At 28.2% G+C, this 26,725-nt stretch carries 21 protein-coding genes; 9 read left to right on the top strand and 12 right to left on the bottom strand.

Annotation, left to right across the window (positions count from 1 at the left end):
- Positions 1–36 precede the first annotated feature (36 nt).
- The 5 genes from ACZ5RS_RS05250 to ACZ5RS_RS05230 all read right to left on the bottom strand — a co-directional run bounded on the left by ACZ5RS_RS05250 (position 37) and on the right by ACZ5RS_RS05230 (position 7,601).
- A complete protein-coding gene (locus ACZ5RS_RS05250; protein ID WP_464638155.1) occupies positions 37–1,905 on the bottom strand; it encodes a bifunctional metallophosphatase/5'-nucleotidase in 1,869 nt (622 codons plus the stop codon).
- Entirely contained in the window at positions 1,902–2,990 is a 1,089-nt protein-coding gene (locus ACZ5RS_RS05245; RefSeq protein ID WP_464638153.1) for a YibE/F family protein, read from the bottom strand. Before ACZ5RS_RS05245 ends, ACZ5RS_RS05250 begins: the two co-directional genes overlap by 4 nt.
- Before the next feature lie 336 nt (positions 2,991–3,326).
- Complete coding sequence (cdd, locus tag ACZ5RS_RS05240) at positions 3,327–4,478, bottom strand: cytidine deaminase (RefSeq protein WP_464638152.1); 1,152 nt, start codon at positions 4,476–4,478, stop codon at positions 3,327–3,329.
- Positions 4,479–4,544: 66 nt separating this feature from the next.
- Positions 4,545–5,945, bottom strand: a complete 1,401-nt coding sequence (locus ACZ5RS_RS05235; protein ID WP_464638150.1) for a dihydroorotase — start codon at positions 5,943–5,945, stop codon at positions 4,545–4,547.
- A gap of 138 nt (positions 5,946–6,083) precedes the next feature.
- Positions 6,084–7,601, bottom strand: coding sequence for a glycine hydroxymethyltransferase (locus tag ACZ5RS_RS05230; protein WP_464638149.1), 1,518 nt, complete (start codon positions 7,599–7,601; stop codon positions 6,084–6,086).
- A gap of 265 nt (positions 7,602–7,866) precedes the next feature.
- Between ACZ5RS_RS05230 and ACZ5RS_RS05225 the strand changes: the two genes are divergently transcribed.
- Complete coding sequence (locus tag ACZ5RS_RS05225; RefSeq protein WP_464638147.1) at positions 7,867–9,246, top strand: sodium-dependent transporter; 1,380 nt, start codon at positions 7,867–7,869, stop codon at positions 9,244–9,246.
- Between the two features lie 44 nt (positions 9,247–9,290).
- Here ACZ5RS_RS05225 and mnmA read toward each other — a convergent pair whose 3' ends face one another.
- From mnmA to ACZ5RS_RS05205, 4 genes are all read right to left on the bottom strand, one after another.
- Entirely contained in the window at positions 9,291–10,358 is a 1,068-nt protein-coding gene (gene mnmA / locus ACZ5RS_RS05220) for a tRNA 2-thiouridine(34) synthase MnmA (RefSeq protein WP_464638146.1), read from the bottom strand.
- A gap of 13 nt (positions 10,359–10,371) precedes the next feature.
- Positions 10,372–11,511, bottom strand: a complete 1,140-nt coding sequence (locus ACZ5RS_RS05215) for a cysteine desulfurase family protein (RefSeq protein WP_464638144.1) — start codon at positions 11,509–11,511, stop codon at positions 10,372–10,374.
- 2 nt (positions 11,512–11,513) lie between these two features.
- Positions 11,514–12,440 carry a cysteine synthase A gene (gene cysK / locus ACZ5RS_RS05210; RefSeq protein ID WP_464638143.1) on the bottom strand — a complete coding sequence of 309 codons (927 nt, stop codon included), beginning with the start codon at positions 12,438–12,440 and terminating at the stop codon, positions 11,514–11,516.
- Positions 12,441–12,552: 112 nt separating this feature from the next.
- Positions 12,553–12,975 carry an RrF2 family transcriptional regulator gene (locus tag ACZ5RS_RS05205; protein ID WP_464638141.1) on the bottom strand — a complete coding sequence of 141 codons (423 nt, stop codon included), beginning with the start codon at positions 12,973–12,975 and terminating at the stop codon, positions 12,553–12,555.
- Positions 12,976–13,268: 293 nt separating this feature from the next.
- Between ACZ5RS_RS05205 and infA the strand changes: the two genes are divergently transcribed.
- A complete protein-coding gene (infA, locus tag ACZ5RS_RS05200; protein ID WP_464625604.1) occupies positions 13,269–13,499 on the top strand; it encodes a translation initiation factor IF-1 in 231 nt (76 codons plus the stop codon).
- 75 nt (positions 13,500–13,574) lie between these two features.
- Here infA and ACZ5RS_RS05195 read toward each other — a convergent pair whose 3' ends face one another.
- Together ACZ5RS_RS05195 and ACZ5RS_RS05190 are read right to left on the bottom strand one after the other, a co-directional pair.
- Positions 13,575–14,756, bottom strand: a complete 1,182-nt coding sequence (locus ACZ5RS_RS05195) for a Smr/MutS family protein (protein ID WP_464638140.1) — start codon at positions 14,754–14,756, stop codon at positions 13,575–13,577.
- Positions 14,756–15,400, bottom strand: a complete 645-nt coding sequence (locus ACZ5RS_RS05190) for a CBS domain-containing protein (RefSeq protein WP_464638138.1) — start codon at positions 15,398–15,400, stop codon at positions 14,756–14,758. Before ACZ5RS_RS05190 ends, ACZ5RS_RS05195 begins: the two co-directional genes overlap by 1 nt.
- A gap of 307 nt (positions 15,401–15,707) precedes the next feature.
- On the opposite strand from ACZ5RS_RS05190, the gene ACZ5RS_RS05185 reads away from it, so the two are divergent.
- The 5 genes from ACZ5RS_RS05185 (at position 15,708) to ACZ5RS_RS05165 (ending at position 20,995) form a co-directional block, all read left to right on the top strand.
- Positions 15,708–16,310: a TVP38/TMEM64 family protein gene (locus tag ACZ5RS_RS05185; protein WP_464638137.1), complete on the top strand. Its 603-nt coding sequence runs from the start codon at positions 15,708–15,710 to the stop codon at positions 16,308–16,310.
- Positions 16,311–16,331: 21 nt separating this feature from the next.
- Positions 16,332–18,506 (top strand): glycosyltransferase, encoded by a 2,175-nt coding sequence (locus ACZ5RS_RS05180; RefSeq protein WP_464638135.1) that lies wholly within the window; start codon positions 16,332–16,334, stop codon positions 18,504–18,506.
- Positions 18,503–19,120: a lysophospholipid acyltransferase family protein gene (locus ACZ5RS_RS05175; RefSeq protein WP_464638134.1), complete on the top strand. Its 618-nt coding sequence runs from the start codon at positions 18,503–18,505 to the stop codon at positions 19,118–19,120. Before ACZ5RS_RS05180 ends, ACZ5RS_RS05175 begins: the two co-directional genes overlap by 4 nt.
- 97 nt (positions 19,121–19,217) lie before the next feature.
- A complete protein-coding gene (gene uxuA, locus ACZ5RS_RS05170; RefSeq protein WP_464638132.1) occupies positions 19,218–20,285 on the top strand; it encodes a mannonate dehydratase in 1,068 nt (355 codons plus the stop codon).
- An 11-nt stretch (positions 20,286–20,296) separates the two neighbouring features.
- Entirely contained in the window at positions 20,297–20,995 is a 699-nt protein-coding gene (locus ACZ5RS_RS05165; RefSeq protein ID WP_464638131.1) for a GntR family transcriptional regulator, read from the top strand.
- Positions 20,996–21,072: 77 nt separating this feature from the next.
- Here ACZ5RS_RS05165 and ACZ5RS_RS05160 read toward each other — a convergent pair whose 3' ends face one another.
- Positions 21,073–22,680 (bottom strand): mannitol dehydrogenase family protein, encoded by a 1,608-nt coding sequence (locus ACZ5RS_RS05160; RefSeq protein ID WP_464638129.1) that lies wholly within the window; start codon positions 22,678–22,680, stop codon positions 21,073–21,075.
- 275 nt (positions 22,681–22,955) lie between these two features.
- Here ACZ5RS_RS05160 and ACZ5RS_RS05155 point away from each other — a divergent pair, with 275 nt between their 5' ends.
- Together ACZ5RS_RS05155 and ACZ5RS_RS05150 are read left to right on the top strand one after the other, a co-directional pair.
- Positions 22,956–24,689, top strand: a complete 1,734-nt coding sequence (locus ACZ5RS_RS05155) for an ABC transporter ATP-binding protein (RefSeq protein WP_464638128.1) — start codon at positions 22,956–22,958, stop codon at positions 24,687–24,689.
- Entirely contained in the window at positions 24,682–26,403 is a 1,722-nt protein-coding gene (locus ACZ5RS_RS05150; protein WP_464638126.1) for an ABC transporter ATP-binding protein, read from the top strand. The genes ACZ5RS_RS05155 and ACZ5RS_RS05150 overlap by 8 nt, the downstream gene beginning before the upstream one ends.
- Positions 26,404–26,725: the final 322 nt, after the last annotated feature.

The following is a 26,725-nucleotide window of genomic DNA, read 5'->3' as shown; positions in this document are numbered from 1 at the left end:
TCAATATTGAATACCCCTTTTTTTATTAGTTAAAATTTATAGATTATAAATATTAACAGCTTCAACATTTAATGTTCTACCATCTTCAGAAGTAGGTATTGAAATCTCACCATTTCTAATTTTTTCAATCACATCTGCTCTATTAAAGGTATCACCCATACCAATTAATTCCCAGTTATGATCGCATTCTGGTTTCAATACGCCCATTAATTCTTCTTGAACATATTTAGCAATCAAAGCTCTAACTTCAGCATTTAATTGATCTTCGTTATAGCTATCATAATAAACATCTTCATCATTAATCCAACCATTAGATTTTAAAGTACCAAATCTATAATTGTTCAAAGCTAGTTTATAAACTGCATTTGGATCAATTGGTGCTCCATTTATTGTAGGATTAACAATTCTATGTCCGGCTTCTTTACTAATGTCTACTTTGTAATCAATGCCCGCAAACATATCATAATTATAACCTCTTACTTTTGGATTGAATGATACTGTTACATCTCCATCTTTAAAAGTATTATAATAACTTACACTCCATTCCATATAGTCTAATAAATTCTTACCAGTAATATTTACACCCATTAAAGTGTTATTATATTTATATATAAAAGCAACATCTTTCTTCTTGAAATCGCCTTTATTTAAGGTAGATCCAAAATTAAATAATGCTGCAGAAGAAATTTGAGCTTTGGCATATTTCATTTGGACTGTATTAATTAAATCAATAACAGGAGTATCTTCAATTTGTGTTCTAGGCATAGTAGTAACTTTTGATTCACCAGTAATATAGTCTACTCCATCAGCTAAGAAATCACTATCAATTTCACCAATTACTGTATTTGCATCATCAATACTAGTTTTATGAACCCAATCAAACTCATCAAGAATTTCATTAGAAGGATCTCCACCTTTAGTTACAACATTTTCAGCTGCAATGTTTGAAATTTTCCACTTTCCATTTTCTTTCTTTAAATTAATTGTACTCATAGAAACTTTATTACCATAACAACCTGGTTCCATAACAAATGTATCATTTATTTTTTCACAATAAGTTGCATGTTCATGACCAGCAATAATTAAATCTAACTCAGGGATCTCTTGTGCTAATTGGAATACACCACTAATATTTTCTTCTTCATATTGACCATTTCTTGACATATGCATTGCTGCAATAATAACATCTGCTTTATCTTTTAATTGGGCAACTGTATCCTTTGTTGCTTGCAATGGAGAAATAAATTCAAGCCCTTGGAAATGTTCTGGAGCTGAAGCTTCCCATTGTGGAACATGAGGTGCAACACCACCAATAACAGCAACTTTAACCCCTTCAATATCAAAAATTTGATAAGGAAGTAAATAGTCACTATGATCGCTTGCATATTTAATATTTGCACAAACAACTCTTCCATTAAAAGCTTCAAAATTTCTTTCTAAAAATGGTAATCCAAAATTAAATTCATGATTACCAGGGACCCAAACATCATAGTCCATATAATTCATACATTCTACCATTGGATGAATATCCATATCGTTAAACAACTCTGCACTATTATCTTGGACAGTATCTCCAACATCAATTACTAAAGCATTTGGATATTTATCTCTTAAAGCACTTACAATTGGATATGTCATTGAATATCCTGCATCATCATCTACAGAATCAATAGCATATTCATAAGGATAAATTCTACCATGAACATCAGCAGTAGCAGCAACAGCAATTGTTAGTTCATCAGCTTGAGTAGGTTCCCCTTTTACAACCTCTCCACTTCTTACATAATCAAATTCTTGAACTGTAGCAACATTTTGAACTTCAACAGGTTCTTTTGTTGTACAACTGAATAAAAGCGACAGCGAAAGAAGTAACAATAGAGCGAATCTAAACTTTGATTTTTTCATTTTCTCCTCCTATAATTAAGCAATACTGCACATATTGCTGTAAATAAAACACTTGATACCATTCCAATCGAACCACAAAAAGCTTGTAAAATATTTATTACGATAATAGGAATGTTTATGAATTGCCTATAAGACATATCATAGCCCCAAATCATCATAGCAAGTGGTAATGAAGCCCCACAAAATGCTAAAACGAGAGTATTAGTCATTGTCCCAATTATATCTTTTCCAACAGCCATTAAAGACTTAAATAAATCATTTTTGACTATATTGGGATTTGCCAAAATTAACTGCTCACTACTACTTGCAATTGAAATTGCAATATCCATAGTTGCACCTAAAGAAGAAAATAAAATTGAAACAAATAATAGATTTTTTATTTTAAAACTGCGATCTTGAGCTAAATATAATAGAGCCTCGCCCTTTTCCATATCGACACCAGTCAAATTAAGAATACGACCCATAAAATAACTTAGAAAACCTGCTAAAGAAATTCCAAATAAAGTGCCAATTGAAGCAATCAATGCTTTTTTACTAAACCCTGCAATTAATAAATAACTAACTAAACAAATAACAATTGAACTTATTATTGCTATAAAAATAGGATGAGGCATCCACATACCAGGAACAATTATATAAATTAAAATAGTTGCTGTAAAAGCTAAAGCTAATAAACTATTTAGTCCTTCTTTCTTTCCAATAAGCAATACTAAAATAATCAATAATAATGCTAAGAAATAAACTCCATACTCTCTTCTATAATTATATAACCAGACAACAATTTCCCCATTTAAATCTGTTCTAACTGTAAAGATAGCTTTTAACCCTTTATATGCATATGCGCTTCTTACAGAACTTAAAGTATGATTGATGGTAAATGATTGCCCTTTTTGACTTCCTTCTTCGATTTTAACAACAAACTTTTGATAACCTCTATATCTGTTTTCTACAAATGGATCAGCCTCAGTATTATCTTCTAAGACTTCTGTAACAGTTCCTAATACAAATTCTTGAGTAAAAATAGCACTTTTCTTATATTTTTGTGTAAATATCGGTGCAATTTGAGCTATTAAGAAAATAGTCAAAAAAATTATCAAAGTAATAGCAATTTGCTTTTTTGTTGTTTGCTTATTAATTTTCCGCCCCCAAAAAATTTCAAGTAGATTATTAGTTTAGTACACAAATGTTGAATAGGCAACTAATAAATTATTATCCATTATCAGCTTACATAAAACATTATTTAATAATAATCACATTTTTATAGATAATTTATTATTATACAAATAATTATATAGATTAATATTTATTATTACATTTGTTTTTATAAGGAAAAAAACTATTTAGAATTTTATACATTTGTTATATTTTTTGGGATGTTAGATTAAAAAAAATAGTGCTAAATTTAGCACTATTTTTACTCTTTATTCTAATACAAAAGGTTTAGGTAATAAGTCTTTAAACTTATACACTTCATGGGATCCTTTTGTTTTATCTTTTGCATATTCTCTATTTAGCATATGTATTTCGGTATCTTCATTACAGAATTCACTCAGTACTTGTAAACATACAGCACAAGGAGGAGAAGGTGGATCATCGTTAGTAATGACTACAACAATTTTAATTCCTGTTGGCCCTTCTGTTGATATTAAATTCATAACCGCACTTCTTTCTGCACAAATAGTAGCTCCAAAACTAGCATTTTCAACATTACAACCTGAATAAATATTATTAGTTGAAGCACTGACTACTGCTGCCCCTACATTATATTTTGAATAAGGAGTATATGCATTTGATTGCGCTTTGTAAGCCATTTTAATAGCACTATCAACTAATGCTTCTTTTGGCAAAGGATATTCTCTTTCAAAACATTTAACTGCACCAAATTTTTTTCTTTCGTCTTTTGTACATTCTTCAATAAAATCTATCAACTGTTGTTTAGTTTCAAAATCATCTATTGACTCAAAATCATCATAAACAAATAAAGCTCCAAGATCTTCTAATCTCTTAGCTTCTACGTTAGTAGATAAAGCAATTACATTACATTTTGCTGCAGTTCCTGCTCTAACTCCTAAAAGACTATCTTCAAAAACTAAACAGTTTTCATAAGGAACTTTTAATTTCAAAGCAGCATATTGATAAATATCAGGATTAGGTTTATTTCTTACAATATTTTCTCCTGAAACAACTAAATCAAAATAATCTTCAGCAAGATTTAATGCACTTAAATTCTTTAAGATTTTTTTCTTTTTTGCACTTGATACAATTGCAATTTTAAAACCAGCAGCTTTTGCTTGTTTTATAAATTTGAGAGCCCCATTTACTAATGGAATTTCGCTTTCATAATATTTATCATATATCTTATTATATGTTGTTTGGAAATCTACTTTTTTATTATATAGGTTTGCAATATTATCAACAAAATAACGGTCTCCTCCTCCCATAAAAAGGAGTATATCTTTCTCTTTAGCGGGAACACCTAATTCGTTAAATACTTGAATTGCTATATTTCCAATTACTTTTTCTGAATCAACTAACACCCCATCTAAATCAAACAAAATTGCTTTAATATCCATTTTTACCTCTTTAGATAACATAAGCCAAGGTTAATTAACCTTGGCTAATTTTATTAATAATTTCTATTATTTCCAAAAATTTTTTTCTTGATGAACTTCTTGTTGTTTTACAAACAATCCATCACCAGGAATTCCTAAATAAACATCGTCGCTCATAATCAAGCGGCCTCTTAAATAAGTAGCCTTTACCTTACCAGTAACTTTAAATCCATCATAAACTGAATAATTTGAAGCTGAATGAATATTATCATTTGTTATAGTCCAAGTTTCATCTGGATTAAATAGAACTATATCTGCATCAGCACCTGCTCTTAAATTACCTTTTTGAGGATAAAGTCCAAAAGCTTTTGCTGGTCCTGTTGATAATAGATTTACAACTTGTGATAAACCAAAAGCACCATGATTAAATGCAAATGTATTTAATAAAACTAATAGCTCTTCAGTACCTGGAATACCAGGATAAGTGTATCTACAATCTGTTTGTTCTAGTTTTTGATCATAAGTAAAAGTACAATGATCAGTTGCTACAACTTGAATTTCACCATGCATTAAAGCTTCTTGTAAAGCTAAATTATCTTCCTTATCTCTTAAAGGAGGAGTCATAACATATAAAGGACCTTTATCTCCTTCTAATTTACTTCTATCTAAAAATAAATAGTGAGGAGTAGTTTCAACAAGAATATCTAATCCTTCATCTCTATATTTTCTTATTACTTCTAATCCTTTTTTAGAAGATAAATGAACAATATAAAGACTCATATCTAACTCTAGAGCAATCTTTGCTACAGTTTCTATTCCACGAGCTTCAACTTCGCTTGGTCTCAAATCAGCATGATCTTTAGGTAAATAAGTACCTTTCCATTCATCACTAATTTTTGTAACTAAAGCATCATCTTCACAGTGAACACAAACTAGCATATCCAAATCTTTACATTTTTGGAATAATTCTTTTAACTCATCTGGGTTATCAATTAAGTAGCCAACATTTTTATATGTTGTAAATATTTTTATTGTACGAATTCCTGCTTTTTTTAGTTCCTCAAGTTCTTTTTCAACTCCAGGTCTATAAGCATATACTCCTTGATGTAGAGAGAAATCAATAGCCATAGATTTTTTCATAGCATTGACTCTAGCTCTTGCACAAGCTTTTAAATCACCTTTTTTGTCATCGTCAGCAAAATCTACTACGGTAGTGACACCACCAAAAGCTGCTAATTTACTTCCTTCTTCAAAAGAATCTGCAGTAACTGTTCCTCTGCTAATCAAATGATAATGTGTATGCGCATCTATAAGTCCAGGAAGCACACATAATCCATCAGCTTGAACAATTTCTGTTCCATCAGGAAGGCTTTCTTCACTAATCTTGTTTGCAATTTTAACAATCTTAGGTCCATCTACTAAAATATCTGCATGTCTAGTCCATTCAGTATCAACCAATAGACCACCTTGTATTAATAATGTACTCATGCCAATATAATACTACTGTTCTTTATGTTTTAAAAGCAAAAATCACTATTTTTGAGAAATAATTTTCACTCTTGTTATTAAACGAAAAAGAGGTTATTGCCACAACAACAACCTCTTTAATATAACAATTTTACTTAACTAGTTAAGTGGAAAATTCTTTTGTAAGAAATCCAAATCTAGAGTTGGATATAATAAGAATTCATCTAATAAACTCTTAACTCTAGCTTTCATTTCGATTCTTACCTCTTCTTTACAAACGGCTTTTGCTTTTGAAGGTTTACCAGCATTTTTACCTTTTTGGATAATAGTAGGAGTAGAATTTTTCAAAACAGTAGTAATAATATCTGCTATTTCAACCATTTCTTTTTTGCCCATATTTAAAGTAGTTACAGCAGGGGTACCAATTCTTAAACCACTTGTATACCAAGGGCCATTAGGGTCAAAAGGTAAAGCATTTCTATTTAAAGTAATACCAGCAGTTCTTAAAACATATTCTGCTTGTTTACCATTTAAATCAAAATTAGTTACATCTAATAACATCAAATGGTTATCTGTACCACCTGTTGCGACCTTAACACCTCTTTCAATAAATGCATTAGCCATTTCATTAGAATTTTCAACTATTTTTTGTGCATATTGTGCATAAGAATCATCCAAAGCTTCTGTAAATGCAATAGCTTTTGCAGCCATAACATGAGGTAATGGTCCACCAATAACTAAAGGACAACCTTTATCAACAGCCTCTTTAAATTCTTCTTTACATAAAACCATACCACCTCTAGGACCTCTTAAAGTCTTATGAGTAGTAGTAGTAACAACATCAGCCCAAGGGAATGGACTATATTCACCAGTAAATACTTTTCCTGCAACTAAACCTGCAAAGTGAGCCATATCTACCATAAATACTGCACCATTATCGTGAGCAATTTCACTTAATCTCTTAAAATTAATCTTTCTAGGGTAAGCGCTATAACCAGCTAAGAAAATTAATGGTTTAATTTCTTTAACCATTCTTTCTAATTCATCATAATCTAATAAACCAGTTTCTTTATTAACTGTATAACTATATGCATCAAACATTTGAGCAGAAACATTTTGTCTATAGCCGTGAGTTAAATGACCACCACTATAATAATCCATACCTAATAAACGTTGATTACCGACAGCTTTTCTAACCTTATCCCAATCTTCTCTGCTTAATTCAGAAGGATTAGTAATCCCAATTTCTTCTAATTTAGGAACTTGAACTTTATGGTTTAAGATTGCCCAATAAGCACATAAATTAGCATCTGCTCCACTATGAGGTTGTACATATGCATGATCACAATTAAATAACTTACAAGCTTTTTCTACTGCTTCAGCCTCAATTGCATCAACGTTATCACAACCAGCATAGAACCGGTGATAAGGAAATCCTTCACTGTATTTATCAGTTAATAAATTCCCCATAGCCAACTGAACTGCTTCACTTGAAAAATTTTCACTAGCAATCAGTTTTAAATTAGATCTTTGATCAGCTAATTCATTAACAATATAAGCTGCTACAGATGGTGAAACTTCGTTTACAGTTTCTAGAGATGCTACATATGCAACCATCTTTGAATCTAATCCCTTATCCATATTCTCTTTGAGATATGCATCTAGTATCTTGGCCATTTTGCCCCCCCTACTAAATTTATATTCCTATTTTCTTTTCTATATAAAAAAGTGTCAACATCTTAAAATAAATAAAATAAAATTATGTATGAAAAACCCGATTTTTTTTCTAAACAATTTATTGATTTCTTTACATATGCGTATTACTATAACTAGAATGTTTTTGCTTTTAGCATTTTTTACATTCTATAAATTAATACATTGCTTAAATTTAATTTTAATTATCAATGACTAAAAAACTAAAAAAAATTGAGGAGCTTTAATCATGGAAAAAGAGAGAGAATCTCTTGGGAGTAGACTAGGTTTCATTCTACTCTCGGCTGGCTGCGCTATCGGACTTGGGAATGTTTGGAGATTCCCTGCAATAACAGGAAAATATGGCGGAGGAGCTTTTGTTTTAATCTATTTACTATTTCTAATAATATTAGGAACACCTATTATGGTTATGGAATTTTCCATTGGTCGAGCTAGCAAACAAAATATTGCAGGAGCTCTAAAAACTCTTGAACCTAAAGGTACCAAATGGCACTACTATGGACATATAGCTATTTTAGGTAACTATTTTCTTATGATGTTCTATACCACAGTTTCAGGTTGGTTATTTTCATATATGTTCCATACAGCAAAAGGAAGTTTTTCTTCCTTAAATACTGATCAAATTGGTCAATATTTTAATAATATGTTAGCGAATCCGCTTTCTCAAACTTTTTGGATGATTATAGCAGTTATTTTATCCTTAGTAATTGTTGCAGGGGGATTAGAAAACAGTGTAGAAAAGATTACAAAAATTATGATGAGTGCCTTAATAGGACTAATGGTAATTTTAGCTATTAATTCCTTATTATTAGAAGGTGGCTCAACAGGTTTAAAATTTTATCTAGCACCTAATTTTTCCAATATGGTAAAAAATGGTATTTCTGAAACTATTTTTGCAGCAATGGGACAAGCTTTCTTTACACTAAGTATTGGTATTGGTTCAATGGCAGTTTTTGGTTCATACATTGATAAAAAACATTCACTAACAGGGGAGAGTTTAAGAATAATTGGCTTAGATACTTTTGTTGCAATAGTAAGCGGATTAATTATTTTCCCAGCTTGTTTTGCTTTTGATATTGATCCAGGCGCTGGTCCAGGCCTTTTATTTGTAACTTTACCTAATATTTTTAATAAAATGGTAGGTGGTAGATTCTGGGGAACATTATTCTTTATTTTTATGAGTTTTGCAGCATTATCAACACTTATTGCTGTATTTGAAAATATCATTTCTTATTGGATTGATGTTTGGAAAGTTGAAAGAAAAAAAGCTGCCATAATTAATATATTTATTGTAATAATTCTATCCATGCCTTGTATCTTGGGCTTCAATGTACTAGCAGATTTTCACCCACTTGGTCATGGTTTAAATATTCTAGATATAGAAGATTTCTTTGTAAGCACGACTTTATTACCTTTAGGTTCAATGATTTTCTTAATATTCTGTTGTAATAAAAGATATGGTTGGGGTTTTAATAATTTTATTAAAGAAGCTGACACAGGTAAAGGGATTAAATTCCCTAAATGGTCTAGATTATATGTAAAATATATACTACCAATTATTGTATTAATTATCTTTGTTCAAGGTTATATAACAACTTTTAGTAAGTAATATACATAGTAAAAAATTATAGCTACAAATTTGTAGCTATTTTTTTATACTATTTGGCCTCCACCCACAACAATATCTCCATCATAAAATACTGCAGCTTGGCCGGGTGTTATTGCATCGTGACTTTCATCTAAAATAATATGAGCTGTGTTAGATGAAGTAGGGATTAAAGTAGCTGGTTTTTCAACTTGTCTATATCTTGTTTTAACTTGAATCCTAATTGGGTTTGTTAATTCTTTATAAAAAATATAAGTTATATTTTTCACATCAAATTCCCTTTTAAATAATTCTTGTTTTGTACAAAGAGTTATAGTATTAGTAAATTTATTAATTTTTGAAACATATAAAGGTTCAATATAACTGACTCCTAAGCCACGTCTTTGTCCAATAGTATAATTAATAATCCCAGAATGAGTGCCAATTTTCTTACCAGAGGTATCAACAAAATCACCTTTTTCATATTCTTTTTGTGTATAATTTTTAATAAATGATGAATACTTCCCATTAGATACAAAACATATATCTTGGCTTTCACTTTTTTTGGCATTAATAAAATTATTTTCTAAAGCAATTTCTCTAACTTCACTTTTTAATAAAGAACCTAAAGGAAAAAGAATATTTGATAATTGTTCTTGATTTAAATCATATAAGAAGTAGCTTTGATCTTTTGTATTATCTACAGCTTTTTTTAAATAGAAAATACCATCTATTTCCTCTATAATTGCATAATGCCCTGTTACTATTTTATCGAAACCTAAAAGGTTACCCTTTTTATATAAAAATTCAAATTTTAAATATCTATTACAATCAATACAAGGATTTGGAGTTAAACCATTTTCATAATAATCAACAAATTTATCTATAACTTTTTCTTTAAATAAATCTTTAAAATTAAATACATGATAATCAATATTCAATCTAGAACAGACACTTCTTGCATCTTCAATATCAGATAAAGCACAACAACTTTTAGTATTTATATTACAGCCACTTGAAGAATCTTCATATAATTTCATAGTAGCACCACTACAATCATATCCCTTTGATTTTACTAAATATGCTGCAACACTACTGTCTACACCGCCACTCATTGCGATAAGTAAATTTTCCATTCACACTCCAAATTTAATTATAACTTCTTAATAAATTTACTGCTTCAACTATAGAATTATAAATTTCATCAATTTCTTTTTCTTCATTAAAGCGACTTAGGGAAATCCTAATAGAATTATTAGCTTCTGCTTTATTCAAGCCTAAAGCCAATAGGACATGACTAGGTTCAATAGAACCTGAAGTACAAGCTGAACCAGCTGAAATAAAAATCTTTTTCTTATCCAAAATTAGTAATAAATCTTCAGCTAAAACACCTTTAAAACCAATATTAATTATTGTAGGAATTCTGCTATTTTTTCCACCATTTAAAAAAGCACCTTCTATAGTTAATAATTTTTTTTCTAAATTTTGCTTTAAAGTTTTAATATATTCTAAGTTATCATTTCTATTTAAATTTTCAAATCTCAAAGCTTCAGCCATAGATAAAATGCTAGCGACATTTTCTGTTCCACCTCTATAACCTCTTTCTTGACTACCACCATAAACAACACTTTTTAGTGTTAATCCTTTATTATAATATAAAAAACCAACACCTTTTGGGCCATGAAATTTATGAGCAGAAAAAGAAGCAAAAGATAATTTGCTTCTCTTAACATCTAGATCTAAATGAGTTATAGCTTGAACACAATCACTATGAAAAAGGACTCCATATTCACAACAAATACAGCCAATTTCATCAATTGGCTGTATAGATCCTATTTCATTATTAACATACATTATATTGACAAGAGCTGTCTTGTCATTAATGCTCTCTTTTATATCCTCAACTCTAATAACACCTTTGTTATCAGGTAATATGTAATCAACTTTAAAGCCTTCGTTTTCTAAACTTCTTAAGACATTTAAAGCTACTTTATGTTCTATTTTGCTTGAAATAATGTGCATCTTGTCATTTTGCTTTCCCCAAGCAGCAGCAGAAAGTATTGCTTGTGTAATACTTTCACTGCCTCCTGAAGTAAAAAGAATTTCACTCGGAAAACAATTAATTTCTTTTGCAACTATTTCTCTAGCTTTTACTAAAGCATCCTTAGCTCTTCTTCCTAATAAATGAGAACTAGAGGGATTGCCATAATTATCCATTAGATAATCGTTTAAAACTTTTAGAGCCTCATTGCTCATTTTTGTTGTAGCCGCGTTATCAGCATAAATCATATTTATTCAAATAAAGCTGTTGAAAGATATCTTTCGCCTGTATCTGGTAATAATACCACGATATTTTTATCTTTATTCTCTGATCGAGAAGCCACTGTTATGGCCGCCTTAAGTGCAGCTCCAGAAGAAATACCTACTAAAACGCCTTCGGTTTTAGCTAGCGCAGCAGAAGAAGCAAAAGCATCAGCGTCATCTACAACTATTACTTCATCAATAGCTGTAACGTCTAAGTTACCTGGTATAAAGCCAGCGCCTATACCTTGTATCTTATGAGGACCTTTTTCTCCCTTACTTATTACAGGTGAACCACTAGGTTCCACTGCAACAACTCGTATGTCACTATTTTGTTCCTTAAGGAACTTCGCTGTACCACTTAAAGTACCACCAGTACCCACTCCAGCTACAAATATATCTATATCGGATACTGTATCAGCCCAAATCTCTCTGGCTGTATATTTATAATGTGCTAATGGATTGTTTGGATTATCAAATTGACTTGGAATAAAACTATTCTCAATATCTTTTGCTAATTCATTTGCTTTATCAATAGCACCTTTCATTCCTAATGCACCATCAGTTAAAACTATTTCAGCACCATATGCTTTCATAAGTTTTTGGCGTTCAACACTCATTGTGGATGGCATAACCATAATTGCTCTATAGCCATTAATTGCAGCCATCATTGATAAACTAATACCAATATTACCACTTGTAGGTTCGATGATTACTGAATCCTTATTCAATAATCCTCTTTTTTGAGCGTCTTCTATCATCTCTCTAGCAGCTCTGTCTTTAACAGAACTAGATGGATTAAAATATTCTAATTTTGCAATAATATTTCCAGCTAAATTATACTCTTTCTTAATTCTAGATAATTCTAATAATGGGGTATTTCCAATTAATTCATCTATCCTCTTATATACTTTCATAATCACTCCTCATTATTCTTGATTATTTTAATTCCTATTACTTTTATATGAATTAAAGATAACAAATATATCCTATTAAGTCAATAGGATATAAAATTAAAAAAAATTAAACTTAAACTTTATAATCTTGATTCAATATATCTAACAAAGTTAAATTATCTAAATAAGAATTAACAATATTATTTAAATTAATCCAAACTGGTAGTGTTAAGCAATTATCAGCACGAGAACATAAAGTATCAGATTTACATCCAGTACATTTAACTAATTCCATTCCATTATTTTCTGTAGCTCTCAATATTTCACCAACATTATATTCTTTTGGAATTCTTGATAATTTATAACCACCATTTGCACCGCGCAAACTTTTTACAAACCCCGCTTTATTTAGAGCGCCTATAATTGATTCTAAATATTTAAGTGAGATTTCTTGCCTCTCTGATATAGCCTTTAAAGAAATGTAATTTTCTTTAGCATTTTGTGCTAAATCAAGCATTACTCTTAAAGCGTATCTACCTTTTGTAGATATAATCATAAATTTTCTCCATTATAAATTATTACTCCTTTAGTTTTTTTCTAAAGGTCCATTTCATTATTCAAATATTTTTACTAACAATATTCTCTTATAAATGTAATATAACTAAATTTTATAAAAAATTCTAGTTTCCAATTTTTATAATAAATACTTATGCCATCCACTAATATTGATATTATTCTAAAAAAGAAGTATATTTCTTTTTGTGAGTTAAAAAAAACTTGTTTAAATTAATAAATTAAAATTAGAATTTCAGTTAATATATACTGAAAAGTTTCTTTAAAAATATAAAAATGGAGGGCTATGTGGCCAAAGAAGAAGCAATTGAAGTAGAAGGACTAGTAAAAGAAGCATTACCAAATACTATGTTCCGCGTAGAATTACAAAACAAACATGTTATCTTAGCACACTTATCAGGTAAGATGCGTAAACATTACATTAGAATCGTTCCAGGAGATACTGTTAGAGTAGCTCTTTCTCCTTATGACCTAACAAAAGGTCGAATCATCTACAGAGAAAGATAAAAACTAGTTTATATTCTATATAATGCTAATAAGTAAAAGCAAGAAGGATGTTTCCTTTCTTGCTTTTAATATTTTTTAATAATAAATCTTTTTCTCACTTATTGACTTAAAAATAACCCAAATAACACCGGAACCACCACTAATAGCCTTTGGATGGTAAGCTTCTCTAACTATATTTGAGCATCTTATTTCTTCAAGCACGATATCTTTTAAAACTGATTTACCATTTTCACTATGCAAACCTTTTCCAGTAATAATACTAACTTTTTTTAGTCCTCGATTTCTAGAATTATTTAAAAATTCACTAACTTTTAAAGCTGCAATATCACTAGTTTCTCCATGCAAATCTAATTCAGCTTCAGGAGACATACTTCGTAAATAGGAAATTGAAATACCTTTAGATTCTTTCTTTTCCCTATTTTTCTTTTCTTCAATTGATTTAGAGTCATCATGCTTAGCTTCCCATGAATTATAAATATCACTAAAGTCCCATTTAACTTTGTTAGAATTATCACCTTTCTGATCTTTCCATTTATTCTTTTTATAATATTTTTGGGAAGTATTCTTCGCTAATTCCTCTTTATTTTCTACTTCTACCAATATTTCTTTATTTTCAGACACAAAAACATCCTTAGAGTTCTCCATTGGCCAAGCAATATCAACTCTACTATCTTTTATTATTTTTTTTTCTTTAGAAGGTTTTTCTTTGGTCTCTAAAGTAGTATTCACGACTTTTGTTGTATCCTTCATAGCATCAAACTTTTCTTTATTTTTTGATTTCTGCTTTTTAGAAGGAGACTTTGTAGGACCCTTTTCAAACTCATTCAATATTTGACCAAAATCTTTTGTTGGTGAATAATTACTAGATTTCCTATTTGGATTATCCTTTACCTTCTTACCATATTTTGGTTTTAAACCTTGGCTAATTTCCCATTGTTCAAAAATAGAAGAAAAATCTTCACTTTTTTCATCTTTCTTATCTATTGATTTTTTATTTACAACACCACCATTTTCCCATTGCTCAAAAACCTGAGCAAAAGAAACATCTCCTAAATCTTCAACAACTAAATCATTGTTTTTAGATTTATTTTTTACAGTTTTGCTTTTATTTGATGTATTTATTTTTGTAACAGCGTCTATTTTCTTAATATCCTTAAATGGATTATAAGTATCGTCTTCTTCACTCATGACAGAAATGCGACTGTTTCCAGCCGCATTTTGTCGATTCTGAGGACTTTTTTTTCGTTTTCTAGCCATCAGACCTCCTGTATATCAAGGATCTGGGAAACAAACGGTTTTATAATCTCGATGACTTTAGTCATTGAAGCTCCCTGTACTTTCATAGTACAAATTGCATTTGTCGGATCAGTTCCCATAAATGTCCCAAATGTAATAATATCAACACCATTTTTCTCTAATGCAGTAGTAATATGTGCAATAGTACCTGGTTGATCTTCTACAAGGTAAGAAACTCTAACCCCAAAATGTCTAGCTCCAAATAACTCTAATAAAATCTTAAACATATCAGATTTTGTAATAATGCCTATCAATCTACCGTTTTCTAAAACAGGAAGGCATGATAAATCTTGGTCTACCATTAATCTTGCTGCTTCTTCAACTGTAGTGTTTTTTTCTATTGTTACAACATTTTTATTCATTATTTTGCTAACTGTTAAACGACTTAACAAATAAGCCATTTCGTGTATTGAAAGTGAACTCGCTGGAGATGGAGAGGCATATAAAATATCTTTTTCAGTAATTAACCCAACTAATTTTTTTTCTTTATTTAATACAGGTAAACGATGAACTTTTTCCTGTTTCATCAATGCTGAAGCATCTGCTAAAGACATCTCTGGATTACATGTTATTGGGTGTCTAGTCATTCTACGTTCAATAATCATTAGGTTTCTCCTTGCTCTATATGTATTTTAACTCATTGTTAAAAATTTTTCTACAAAAAATATAGTTTTTTATAATTTAATGAAATTATAGATATGTTTTCATCTCAATAAAATAAAAAACAAAATTTCTATTATTTTTTTTACAAAAAATATATTAATTATCCATCATATAAATTTTAAATTATATTTTTTACATACATATAAGCTTGAATTTGAGTATCAAAAATGTCAAAATTGATTAAAATAATTTTAATTACTAAAACTTTTAATTTTTTTTTTAATTAAATTTAAAAATTATTTTTAAATTATGGAAAAGACAAAGGTGACTAAGAAAAAACTATTTATAAATATTTGTGTTTCATCACTCTTTATTTTAATTTTTATTTTTGTTTTTTACGGCTTTAAAAAAGGCATTTTTTCATCAACCAAAGCTTTTGAAGATTATATTGCCGGTTTTGGAATCTGGGAGGCTGTAATTTTTATAGGCATTCAAATTATACAAGTAATACTTCCATTTATGCCCTCTTCCTTAGGCTTAATTGTTGGATCAATTCTATTTGGGCCAGCCTTGGGTTTTTTATATAACTATTTAGCAATTTGTACAGGCTCTTGTATAGATTTTTTACTTTCCAAGAAATATGGTACAGAACTTGTAAAAAAATTAGTAAGTAAGAAAAAAATTGATAAATATATAAACTCATCTAGTAGTCAAAAGCAATTTAATAAATTATTTTCAATTGCAATTTTTGTTCCTGGAGCTCCAGATGATTATTTATGCTATATAGCAGGATTAACAAAAATGAAATTTAAATATTTCTTAATTGTTATTTTACTTGGGAAACCATTATCTATAGCAATATTTAGTATTGGAACTAATGCTATATTTAATTTTATAAAATCTTTCTTGTAGGTTTTTATTGGGAGATATTATATGAATAAAAAGATTATTAAAAGATTTATTGTTTTGCTAATTATCCTACTAGGGATAAGTGTTTCATATAAAATTTATTTAATGATTTATGAAAAAGATTTTATTGATCATAATTTTCTCAATATTCAAGAACTAAAAAATTCAACATCTACTACTTCCTATTCTTTTGCAATTGTAAGTTCAATAAAAAACTCTGATGATATATTTAAATCAAAAATTATAAATGAAATTAATAATGATGAAGATATTCATTTTATAATCTCAACAGGTCAAGCGGTTTTAGATGGAGCAGAAGAAAAATATAGACTACTTAATAAAACATTAAATAATTTACAAAAACCAAGTATATTTGGAATTGGAGAAAATGAAGTTTCTGACCAAGGATATACTAGATATTATAAACATTTTGGACAGGCATATTTTTCTTTAGATTATAATAATGATTATTATATTTTTTTAGATTCAACAAATACCACTTCTAATGAAGTGATTCTTAGTTGGTTAAATAATGAATTAACCATTTCAAGAAAATATAATCATACTTTTATAATTATTGATGAAAATCCTTTAGAGGATATAAATAATTTAAAAAAAGATTTAACTAATTTATTTAAAGAATATAAAGTTACAGCCGTATTTTATTCTGGAGATACATATAATTTACAATTAGTGGATAATATAAAATATTATTCTTGTGGAAAAGCTGGAGGTATTTCTAATACAAACAGTTATGGCTATGTTAAATTTTCTGTTAATAATAACGAAACCACAGCAAATTATATTAAAGTTAATACAAAATATAAAAATTCAATAATAAAACTCTGGCTTGGTTTATGGTATGGAATTCATACATTATTCTATGTGCATTTCATTAATATTATAATTATCTTATCGGCATTAATTTTAATTAGCCTATTAATATATATAAATATTTCAACTGAAAAAAACTATTATAAAAATTTCCTTGATAACAATATTGATGATTTAAAAAACAAAAAATTATCTATTGCAATGTTCACAAATAATTATTTCCCTTTCATTGGGGGAGTCCCAATTTCAATATATAGAACCACTTCTGCTCTAATAAAAAACAAAAATAAAGTTATAATTTTTGCTCCGCAATATCCAAATCACAAAGAAACAGAAAAGAATATTATTAGATGCTCCCTATTAAAATTTAGTGATTCTGGGCAATTCCCTTTTGCAATAGCAAATATATTTTCTAGAAAAATTAATAAAGATTTTGATAAATATACTTTTGATATAGTTCATGTACATCATCCTTTTTGGATGGGAAAAAAAGGATTAAAACTTGCTAAGAAAAAAAATCTGCCAATTATACTTACTTATCACACTCGTCTAGAAAAGTATTCTGAAAACTTACCTTTTGGAAAACTATTATTTAAAAATATGGTCTCTCATAAAATGATAAAAAGATTTGCTCAAAAATGTGATGGAATAATTGCTCCAACAAAATCAGCAAAAGAATATCTAGAAAATATTGGAGTAAGTAGACCAAAACTAATAATGCCAACTGGAATTAACATTGAAGCTTACAATGAAATTGACCAAAAAAAAATTTTTAAAATTAAAAAACAATTTTGTCCTAATAATGAATTTTTATTATGTTCAGTATTTAGATTATCTCCAGAAAAAAATGGTAAATTTTTAATTGAAGGATTAAAAAAGGTTAAAGAAAAAACTAAAGTTGAATTCAAATGTATAATCATAGGAGATGGTCCACAAAAACAACAATTAAATGATCAAATTACATCTTTAAAAATGGAAAAAAATATCATTCTAGTTGGAAACGTACCACCAAAAGATATTTATAAATATTATTTAGCTTCAGATTTTTTTGTTTTCTCGTCTCAATCTGAAACACAAGGAATGGTTTTATTAGAAGCTATGGCTGGGGGATGTCCAATTATCAGTATTCGATCAAGCGGAATTGATGATGTAATTATCAACAATTTCAATGGCTTTAAAACCTTAGAAGACCTTGATGAATGGTCAAATTGTGTTATTAAATTACTAGAAGATAATACTCTTCTTAAAAAATTAAGTATTAATGCAAAAGATTTTGCAAAAAAATATTCTATAGAAAACTTAGTGATTAAACTTGAAACATTTTATAAAACTATAATTAAACAAAAAAGGGACTTAGAACAATGAGCATAGAAAAAAAATTCGTTTCAAAAATTATATCAAAAACAATGTATGGATATATTAGTTTTGTTTATAAAACAAGTAGAATAAATAAAATAGGCTTTGATGAATTTAACTCTAAAAATAGAGAAAAAGTAGTATTTCTTTTTTGGCATGGAGATAGTTTCTCTTTATATCCAGCTTTTAAAAAGAATCCTTTATATATTATTACTACAAAAGATAGAAGAGGAGATTTCATCAGTGAAACCTGTCATAGTTTTGGATACAAAACATTTAGACTCCCTGACAATCCTGATGGAGGTACATATATCCATAAAATAGTAGATACAATGAACAATAACGATGCAGATATGGCAATTGCACTTGATGGTCCGTTAGGTCCTAATCATGAACCAAAATATTTCACTATAGCTTTATCTTATTTATTAAAGAAAAATATAGTCCCTGTAACAATTGAAGTAAAAAACAAAATTGAAATAAAAAAACGTTGGGATAATTTTAAAATTCCTCTACCCTTCACTAAAATTAATATAACATTTCATTCTAAAATAACTTTAACTAAAGCTGATAAAAAAGAAAAATTTAAAGCTGTAATAGAACAAATCAAAAACAATAAATAGTTTTTTTTAATAAAATAACAAATAGAATAAACTAAACCTTTACAACTAATATATTAGTATGTTAGAATAACAACATCAAGTTATTTAGGAGAAAATCATGGAAATGACTTTAAGATGGTACGGTTCAAAATTTGATACAGTAACATTAAAACAAATTAAACAAATCCCTGGTGTAACAGGTGTTATTTCTACATTATATGATGTTCCAGCTGGTGAAGTTTGGAGTTTAGAAGCAATTAAAGCCTTAAAGGATGAAATTGAAGCTGCAGGCTTAAATTTATCAGGTATTGAATCTGTAAACATTCATGATTCAATAAAAATCGGTAATGCAGATAGAGATAAATACATTAAAAACTATATTGAAACTTTAGAAAATCTTGGAAAGTTAAACATCAATATGGTTTGTTATAATTTTATGCCTGTTTTTGACTGGACTAGAACAGATCTTGCAAAAGAAAGAGAAGATGGTTCAACAGTATTAGCTTACGATCAAAGTGTAATTGATAATATTGATCCTAAGGCTTTCTTTGACAATACAAATGAATCTTCACAAGGTTTTGCTATGCCTGGTTGGGAACCAGAGAGACTTGCTCATGTTCAAGAATTATTTGAAGCTTATAAAGATGTTGATGAAGAAAAATTATTTAACAATTTAGTATACTTCTTAAAAGCAATCCAACCTACTTGTGAAAAATATGGTATCAATATGGCAATTCACCCAGATGATCCAGCTTGGCCTGTATTTAATTTACCTAGAATCATCACATCAAAAGAAAAAATATTAAAAGTAATGAAAGCAGTTGATGCTCCATTTAATGGATTAACTTTCTGTGCAGGTTCTTTTGGAACAAATCCAAACAATGATTTACCAGATATCATAAGATCTCTTCCTGGTAGAATACATTTTGCTCACGTAAGAAATCTTCATCACTATAAACCTGGAATATTTGAAGAAGCTGCACATTTATCTAGAGATGGTTCATTTGACCTTTATGAAATTGTAAAAGCATTGTATGATATAAACTTCAAAGGCCCAATTAGACCAGACCATGGTAGAATGATTTGGGACGAGAAAGCTATGCCAGGTTATGGTTTATATGATAGAGCTTTAGGCGCAACATATATAAACGGATTAATCGAGGCTATAGAAAAAAGTAACAAATAAAGGAACTATATATGCCTAGAACCCTACGAAGTACTGCAAGTGATGAAATATTTAACATATTGAGAAAAGAAATATTATCTTTATCCTTTTTACCAGGAAAAGAATTAAAAATTAATACATTATGTGAACAGCTCCAAGTTAGCAGATCTCCTGTTAGAGATGCACTTATGAAATTATCTGCTGATGGACTAGTCGATATTTTTCCACAACGCGGTACTAGGGTTTCACTAATTGATTTACAATTAGTTGATGAAGAAAAATTCTTAAGAAGTAGCCTTGAAGAAAAGGCTCTCTTACAAGTTATGCCTTTAATCAATGAAACTGAAATCAAAAAGTATAAAAAAGCTATCTTAGATCAAGAAATATTAAAAGAAGATAGTGATTTATATAATTTCTTTAGCTCTGATATTTCTTTTCATAAAATTACTTTTGATTTAATAAATAAAAAAGAATGTTGGAAAATTATTAATAAAAGATGTATTAACTATGATCGATTAAGATTTTTATCATTTAGAAATAATTTAGACAAAGACACTATTTTAAGACATCATAATGAAATTATTGATGCAATAAGTAGCAATAATCAATTACTAGTAGAAAACATAATAAAAAAACATATTAATAAAATTGATAGTGAAATTCCTAAATTAGTTGAACAATATCCTACATATTTTAAAACAGAAATTAAAAGAAAAAAATTATCCTTATAATTTAATTAAAATGAAAACAAAAACAGCTGTTGTAATTAAACAACAGCTATTTTTATCTCTTATCTCTTATTACTTTATTATTTTAAATATTTTACTAAAGTAGCTCTTACAGCACCTTTAGCGGCAATTAATTCTTCAAAATAGGATAAAACTAAAGAAGCTAATCCAACTTCATATAAATCAACACCAAATATTTTTTCATTACTTAATAATTCTTTTAATTGAACATCAAAAGGTCCTTTATCTCCTAATTTTATATCTTTCACAAAAGGAGTAACTGACTCTAGTAATGGATCTGGGGACAAATCAAATTTATCTCCATTATCATCAATAGCCATAAGATATCTTAACCAACCAGCATAAACTAATGGAATAAATTTTAAAGAATTAACATCAAGCCCAGGATTTTCTATATATGCTTTTATAGTTTCACCAAATCTAATTGATAATTTTTGAGAAGTATCACAAGCAATTCTTTGAGGAGTATCAGGCATAAATGGATTTGGGAATCTAACATTTAAAACTTCTTCTATAAAATCTTTTGGATTAATGATTTTTGGATCTACTACAACTTTCATTCCTTCTTCATGTCCAATTATTTCAACTAATTTTTTAAGTTGAGGATCTACCATTTCTTTTGAAATTAAATTGTATGATAATAAACAGCCATAAATAGCAAGAGTAGTATGTAATGGATTTAAACAAGTACAAACTTTCATTTTTTCAACTTTATTTACTGTTTCTCTTGTTGTAAAAAATACTCCACTATTTTCTAATGCTACTCTTCCATTTGGAAAGTCATCTTCAATTACTAAATATTGAGGTTTTTCAGCATTAACGAAAGGAGCAATCCAAGTGTTTTTATCTGTAACAATTATTTCAGTATCTTCAAATCCATCTTTCTTTAACATTTCAACAACAGAAGCATCAGGTCTAGGTGTAATTTTATCAATCATTGACCAAGGGAATGAAACTTTTTCATCTAAATAGGTTAAGAAATTCTTATCAATCAAATCATTATTAGCCCATTCTTTTGCAATTGTCTTAACAGCATTTTCAAGTTTTTCACCATTGTGTGAACAGTTATCCATACTAACTAATGCTAAAGGCCAATCAATTGCTTTATATCTGTTATAAACTAAAGCAGTTAATTTTGATAAAAATAATTTTGAAGCTTCAGGGCCATTTTTAAAATCTTCTAAAGCAACTTGATAATAATTATTTTTACCATCAACTAAAGAATAACCTTTTTCTGTAATTGTAAATGATACCATTTGTAATGATTTATTTGCAAAAACCTTTAACAGGTTTTCCCAATCAGAACTAAATTTATAATCACATTTGTAAGAAGCTGCTAAGCTATCAATTACTTTCTTATCAATTGATCCATCAGCATTCAAAGTAACTAATAGATTTAAATTATCATGTGGTTGGTAAATTTTCTCAATAATATCAAAATCAAAACCTTCACCTACAATAATTCCTGTATCTTCAATATTTTTTTCTAATAAATTTTGCATTAATGCAGCAGGGAAGCCTCTAAAAATATTCCCAGCACCAAAATGGACCCATTTAGGATTTTCTAAAGTATTTTTTACCATTTTTTCCCTATCATAACTTGATAGTGAATACCCTTTTTCTGTCCATTGTTTTTTATTTTGTAATTCAGTTAAATTTAGTTTCATATTTCCTCCATTACATCATTACAAATATTCTAACATTCTAATATATTAGTTGTAAAGTCAAAACATAATATAATTTAAAATATTTTAAAAAATATACTACTAAGGATATTAAATATCAACAAAATAAAATTTAATATTGTTATTCACTGCTAATTATTTTTAAAATAAAAAAATTAAATTTGTGTAATAATTCACAAAAATTACTATTGTAATAGCAAAATTTATATGCTAATCTCTAATTTGTTAGCTTTCGCTAATAAAGGAGAGTTTTTAGTATGTCTACTCAGACAAATTCAGGATTAAAATTTCTATTAGAAAATTCTGGACGCCATAAAATAAAATTAATTTTTAGTGGCTTTTTTTCTGTTGTTTCAACTTTATTAAGTTTTACACCATTTGTTTTATTTTATTTTATAATTGAGGCTTTATTAAGGGATTCAGTTAATTATTCATATATCTACTCCCTAGTTATAGCAACAATTATATTATCTTTACTTAGGATAGTTTTTCAATTTTTAAGTGGTATGTTATCACATGTCGCAGCTTTTACAATTTTATATCAAATTAGAATGAAAGTTGTTGAAAAATTAGGGTTTTTACCAATGGGATTTATAAAGAACCACACTAGTGGAAACATAAAGAGAATAATCGATGAAGATGTTGAAAAACTTGAATTATTTATAGCCCATCAAATACCGGATTTAGTAGCTGCAATTGTAACTCCTCTAGCAATAATTATTTTTTTAATAGTCATAAATTGGCAGTTAGGAATATTTTTATTTATTCCTTTACTTCTTTCTCTTTTCTTCCAATATATGATGATGAAAGGATATGAAACTCGAATGGGGAAATACAATGATGTAGTATTAAGGCTTAATAGTGCATTAATGGAATATATTAACGGAATGATTGTTTTTAAAGCTTTCAATATGAGTGCAAGAAAATTCAGAAGGTACAAAGAAGTAACAAAAGAATATGCAGATCTTTGGGAAGATATGACAATCATGGGAGCTAAATGGTGGGTATATTTTTTAGCTGTTATTGACTCCTCACTAATTTTTATTATTCCTGTAGGTGGTGCCCTATTACTCACTAATAAAATTACAATTGCAGCTTTTGCTTTATTTATTGTTTTATCTATGACTTTCTTTTCAAGTTTTAAAAATTTATTAGAATTTGGATCTAGTTTTCAAATGCTTCTACAAGGAGCAAACAAAATTAACTCTATTCTGAAACAAGCCCCACAATATGATAGCAAAATGGATATCCCAATTAAAAAAGGTGAAATAAAGTTTAATAATGTTAGTTTCAAATATGAAGATAAAGAAGTTCTAAAAGACATTAGTTTTTGTGCAAAAGCAAACACAATAACAGCCTTAGTGGGTCCTAGTGGTGGAGGGAAAACTACAATAGGTCAATTAGTAGGTAGATTTTATGATATTGAAAAAGGATCTATTACAATAGATGGTATTGATATTAAAGCTTATGGTTATGAATCTTTAATGAAACAAACAGCTTTTGTTTTTCAAGATGTGTTTATGTTAAATGATACTATATTTGAAAATATAAAAATGGGAAGAGATTTTTCAAAAGAAGAAGTTATTGAAGCAGCAAAAAAAGCACAAATTCACACATTTATTGATTCTCTAGAAAACAAATATGATACTATGCTTGGTCCAAATGGAGTCAAACTAAGTGGTGGTGAAAAACAAAGAATTGCTATTGCTAGAGCTTTTCTAAAAAACACTAAAATTGTCGTTTTAGATGAAATTACTGCATACAGTGACATTGATAATGAATTAGAAATTCAAAAAGCTTTAAAGATATTATTAAAAGATAAAACTGCAATAATTATTGCTCATAAATTATATACCATTAGCGAAGCCAACAACATTATCGTTATTGATAAAGGAAAAATTGTTGAAAGTGGAACTCATAATAAACTTTTAGAAAACAATAACCTATATGCAAAACTTTGGAATATATATAAAGGAGAGAACAATGCGTAAACAATTAAAATCAATATTAAAAGCAGACTATAACACATTAAAAACTCCAACTCTTCTACTAGTTATTGATGCTTTATTTCAAATGATACCATATATGATAATGTACTTTACTATAATAGATTTATTTAATTCATCAATTACAAAATCTAAATTAATAAATTATACATTAATTATTCTCTTTGCTACTATATTGAGAATAATTATTGGAGGCAAAGGATATTCACAAATCCAAATCAGAGGTGCCAGAGCTGTTGAGCATCTTAGAATTTCTTTAGCAGAACATCTTAGACAACTTCATTTAGGATATTTTAACAAAAAGAACATTGGTTATTTAAGCAGTATTATGACCAATGATATGGCATCATTAGAAAAAATTATTACACATAGAGTTTCAGATCTAATCAAACTTGTTGTAATTATTATTTATATAATAGTTCTTTTATTCACCGTCAATCTAAAACTAGCATTAATAGAATTAGCTTTTGTTATAATAGGACTTCCATTAGTATATTTTTCAGGAGTTATTGTTGAAAAAACAGGATATAAACAAAAGAAAATACTAAACACTGTTGTAAGTGGAATGTTGGAATTTTTTAATGGAATTGAAGTATTTAAAGCATATTCAATGGTAGGTAAAAACTTTAAACGATTAGAAGAATCCTTTAAACATTTATATAAAAGAAGTATTCAACTTGAACTTTGCGTTGCGCCTTTTGTTATGACTTTCAACTTCTTAATTGATATTAGTTATCCTATTGTACTTTTATTTGCAACAAAAGCTTTAATTGCAAATGAAATAACAAAAATAACTTTTTTTAGTTTTACTCTTATGCTTTTAGCTTTAGTTAATACTCTTAGACAATTTGCTGTCATATATCCTGAAACTCAATATCTAAAAATTGCTCAAAAGAAATTACTAAGTATTGAAAATGAAAAAGCACAACCCTTTGTAAAAGATAAAGAAAACAAAAATAACACCATTGAATTTAAAAATGTAAGCTTTGAATATGAAGAAAAAACTCCTGTCATCAAAAACTTAAGTTTTGTAGCTAAAGAAGGCACATCAACAGCTTTAATTGGCCCTTCAGGTTGTGGGAAAACGACTATTATGAATCTTATAGCTCGTTTCTATGATATAAATAATGGCCAAATATTATTAGGAGATACAGAAATAAGAGAAATTGAACCAGAATTACTTTTATCAAAATTAAGTATGGTATTTCAAGAAGTTTATCTGCTTTGTGACACTGTATATAATAATATTTTAATGGGGAATCCCAAAGCTACTAAAGAACAAGTTATTCAAGCTGCAAAATTAGCTTCAGTACATGAAGATATTTTAAATCTTGAAAATGGTTATGATACCTTTGTAGGTGAAGGTGGTACAAAATTAAGTGGTGGGGAAAGACAAAGAATCAGTCTAGCAAGAGCTTTAATTAAAGATGCCCCAATTATCCTATTAGATGAAGCTACAGCTTCAATAGATATGGATAATGAAATTCAAATTAGAAAAGCTTTAGATATAATAACCAAAAACAAAACTGTAATTATTATTGCCCATAGATTAAATACAATTAAAAATGCCGACAACATCTTAGTTCTAAATAATGGAGTAATTGAAGAAATGGGTAATCATAAAAATTTAATTAGCAAAAAAGGAACTTATTTTAGAATGATTAATGATATAGAAAATTCATTAAAATTCAAACTTTAAATAAACTCCTCTTAGATTATGTCTTGAACTGCTACAAAAATGTAAAAGTTTCTGTAGCAGTTCTTTTATTTATGCAAAGTATTAATAAAATTAAGAGATTATATCATTTTTATAAATTTCATGACTTTTATAACAAATATAATCTTAATTAAAATAAATTTTTTTTAATTATCAAATTTTAATCATTAGAGATACATCTAGTGATTATTTTTACTTAACATAAATAAACTATGAATAAAACATATTTGATAAAATCGATAAATTATTACCAATTAGATTAAAAATTTTAAAAAATCCTTGTGTGTTGCATTTAGTTGCAATA

It is taken from the genome of Pleomorphochaeta caudata (assembly GCF_055395745.1).
Note: the sequence above shows the minus strand (reverse complement) of the source record. Positions and strands in the feature narration are given on the sequence as shown.

What these genes read in the sequence shown, in the direction of transcription:
- ACZ5RS_RS05250 (WP_464638155.1), bottom strand. Translation starts at nt 1,905, where the DNA reads ATGAAAAAATCAAAGTTTAGATTCGCTCTATTGTTACTTCTTTCGCTG.
- cdd (WP_464638152.1), bottom strand. Translation starts at nt 4,478, where the DNA reads ATGGATATTAAAGCAATTTTGTTTGATTTAGATGGGGTGTTAGTTGAT.
- ACZ5RS_RS05235 (WP_464638150.1), bottom strand. Translation starts at nt 5,945, where the DNA reads ATGAGTACATTATTAATACAAGGTGGTCTATTGGTTGATACTGAATGG.
- ACZ5RS_RS05230 (WP_464638149.1), bottom strand. Translation starts at nt 7,601, where the DNA reads ATGGCCAAGATACTAGATGCATATCTCAAAGAGAATATGGATAAGGGA.
- ACZ5RS_RS05225 (WP_464638147.1), top strand. Translation starts at nt 7,867, where the DNA reads ATGGAAAAAGAGAGAGAATCTCTTGGGAGTAGACTAGGTTTCATTCTA.
- mnmA (WP_464638146.1), bottom strand. Translation starts at nt 10,358, where the DNA reads ATGGAAAATTTACTTATCGCAATGAGTGGCGGTGTAGACAGTAGTGTT.
- ACZ5RS_RS05215 (WP_464638144.1), bottom strand. Translation starts at nt 11,511, where the DNA reads ATGATTTATGCTGATAACGCGGCTACAACAAAAATGAGCAATGAGGCT.
- cysK (WP_464638143.1), bottom strand. Translation starts at nt 12,440, where the DNA reads ATGAAAGTATATAAGAGGATAGATGAATTAATTGGAAATACCCCATTA.
- ACZ5RS_RS05205 (WP_464638141.1), bottom strand. Translation starts at nt 12,975, where the DNA reads ATGATTATATCTACAAAAGGTAGATACGCTTTAAGAGTAATGCTTGAT.
- infA (WP_464625604.1), top strand. Translation starts at nt 13,269, where the DNA reads ATGGAGGGCTATGTGGCCAAAGAAGAAGCAATTGAAGTAGAAGGACTA.
- ACZ5RS_RS05195 (WP_464638140.1), bottom strand. Translation starts at nt 14,756, where the DNA reads ATGGCTAGAAAACGAAAAAAAAGTCCTCAGAATCGACAAAATGCGGCT.
- ACZ5RS_RS05190 (WP_464638138.1), bottom strand. Translation starts at nt 15,400, where the DNA reads ATGATTATTGAACGTAGAATGACTAGACACCCAATAACATGTAATCCA.
- ACZ5RS_RS05185 (WP_464638137.1), top strand. Translation starts at nt 15,708, where the DNA reads ATGGAAAAGACAAAGGTGACTAAGAAAAAACTATTTATAAATATTTGT.
- ACZ5RS_RS05180 (WP_464638135.1), top strand. Translation starts at nt 16,332, where the DNA reads ATGAATAAAAAGATTATTAAAAGATTTATTGTTTTGCTAATTATCCTA.
- ACZ5RS_RS05175 (WP_464638134.1), top strand. Translation starts at nt 18,503, where the DNA reads ATGAGCATAGAAAAAAAATTCGTTTCAAAAATTATATCAAAAACAATG.
- uxuA (WP_464638132.1), top strand. Translation starts at nt 19,218, where the DNA reads ATGGAAATGACTTTAAGATGGTACGGTTCAAAATTTGATACAGTAACA.
- ACZ5RS_RS05165 (WP_464638131.1), top strand. Translation starts at nt 20,297, where the DNA reads ATGCCTAGAACCCTACGAAGTACTGCAAGTGATGAAATATTTAACATA.
- ACZ5RS_RS05160 (WP_464638129.1), bottom strand. Translation starts at nt 22,680, where the DNA reads ATGAAACTAAATTTAACTGAATTACAAAATAAAAAACAATGGACAGAA.
- ACZ5RS_RS05155 (WP_464638128.1), top strand. Translation starts at nt 22,956, where the DNA reads ATGTCTACTCAGACAAATTCAGGATTAAAATTTCTATTAGAAAATTCT.
- ACZ5RS_RS05150 (WP_464638126.1), top strand. Translation starts at nt 24,682, where the DNA reads ATGCGTAAACAATTAAAATCAATATTAAAAGCAGACTATAACACATTA.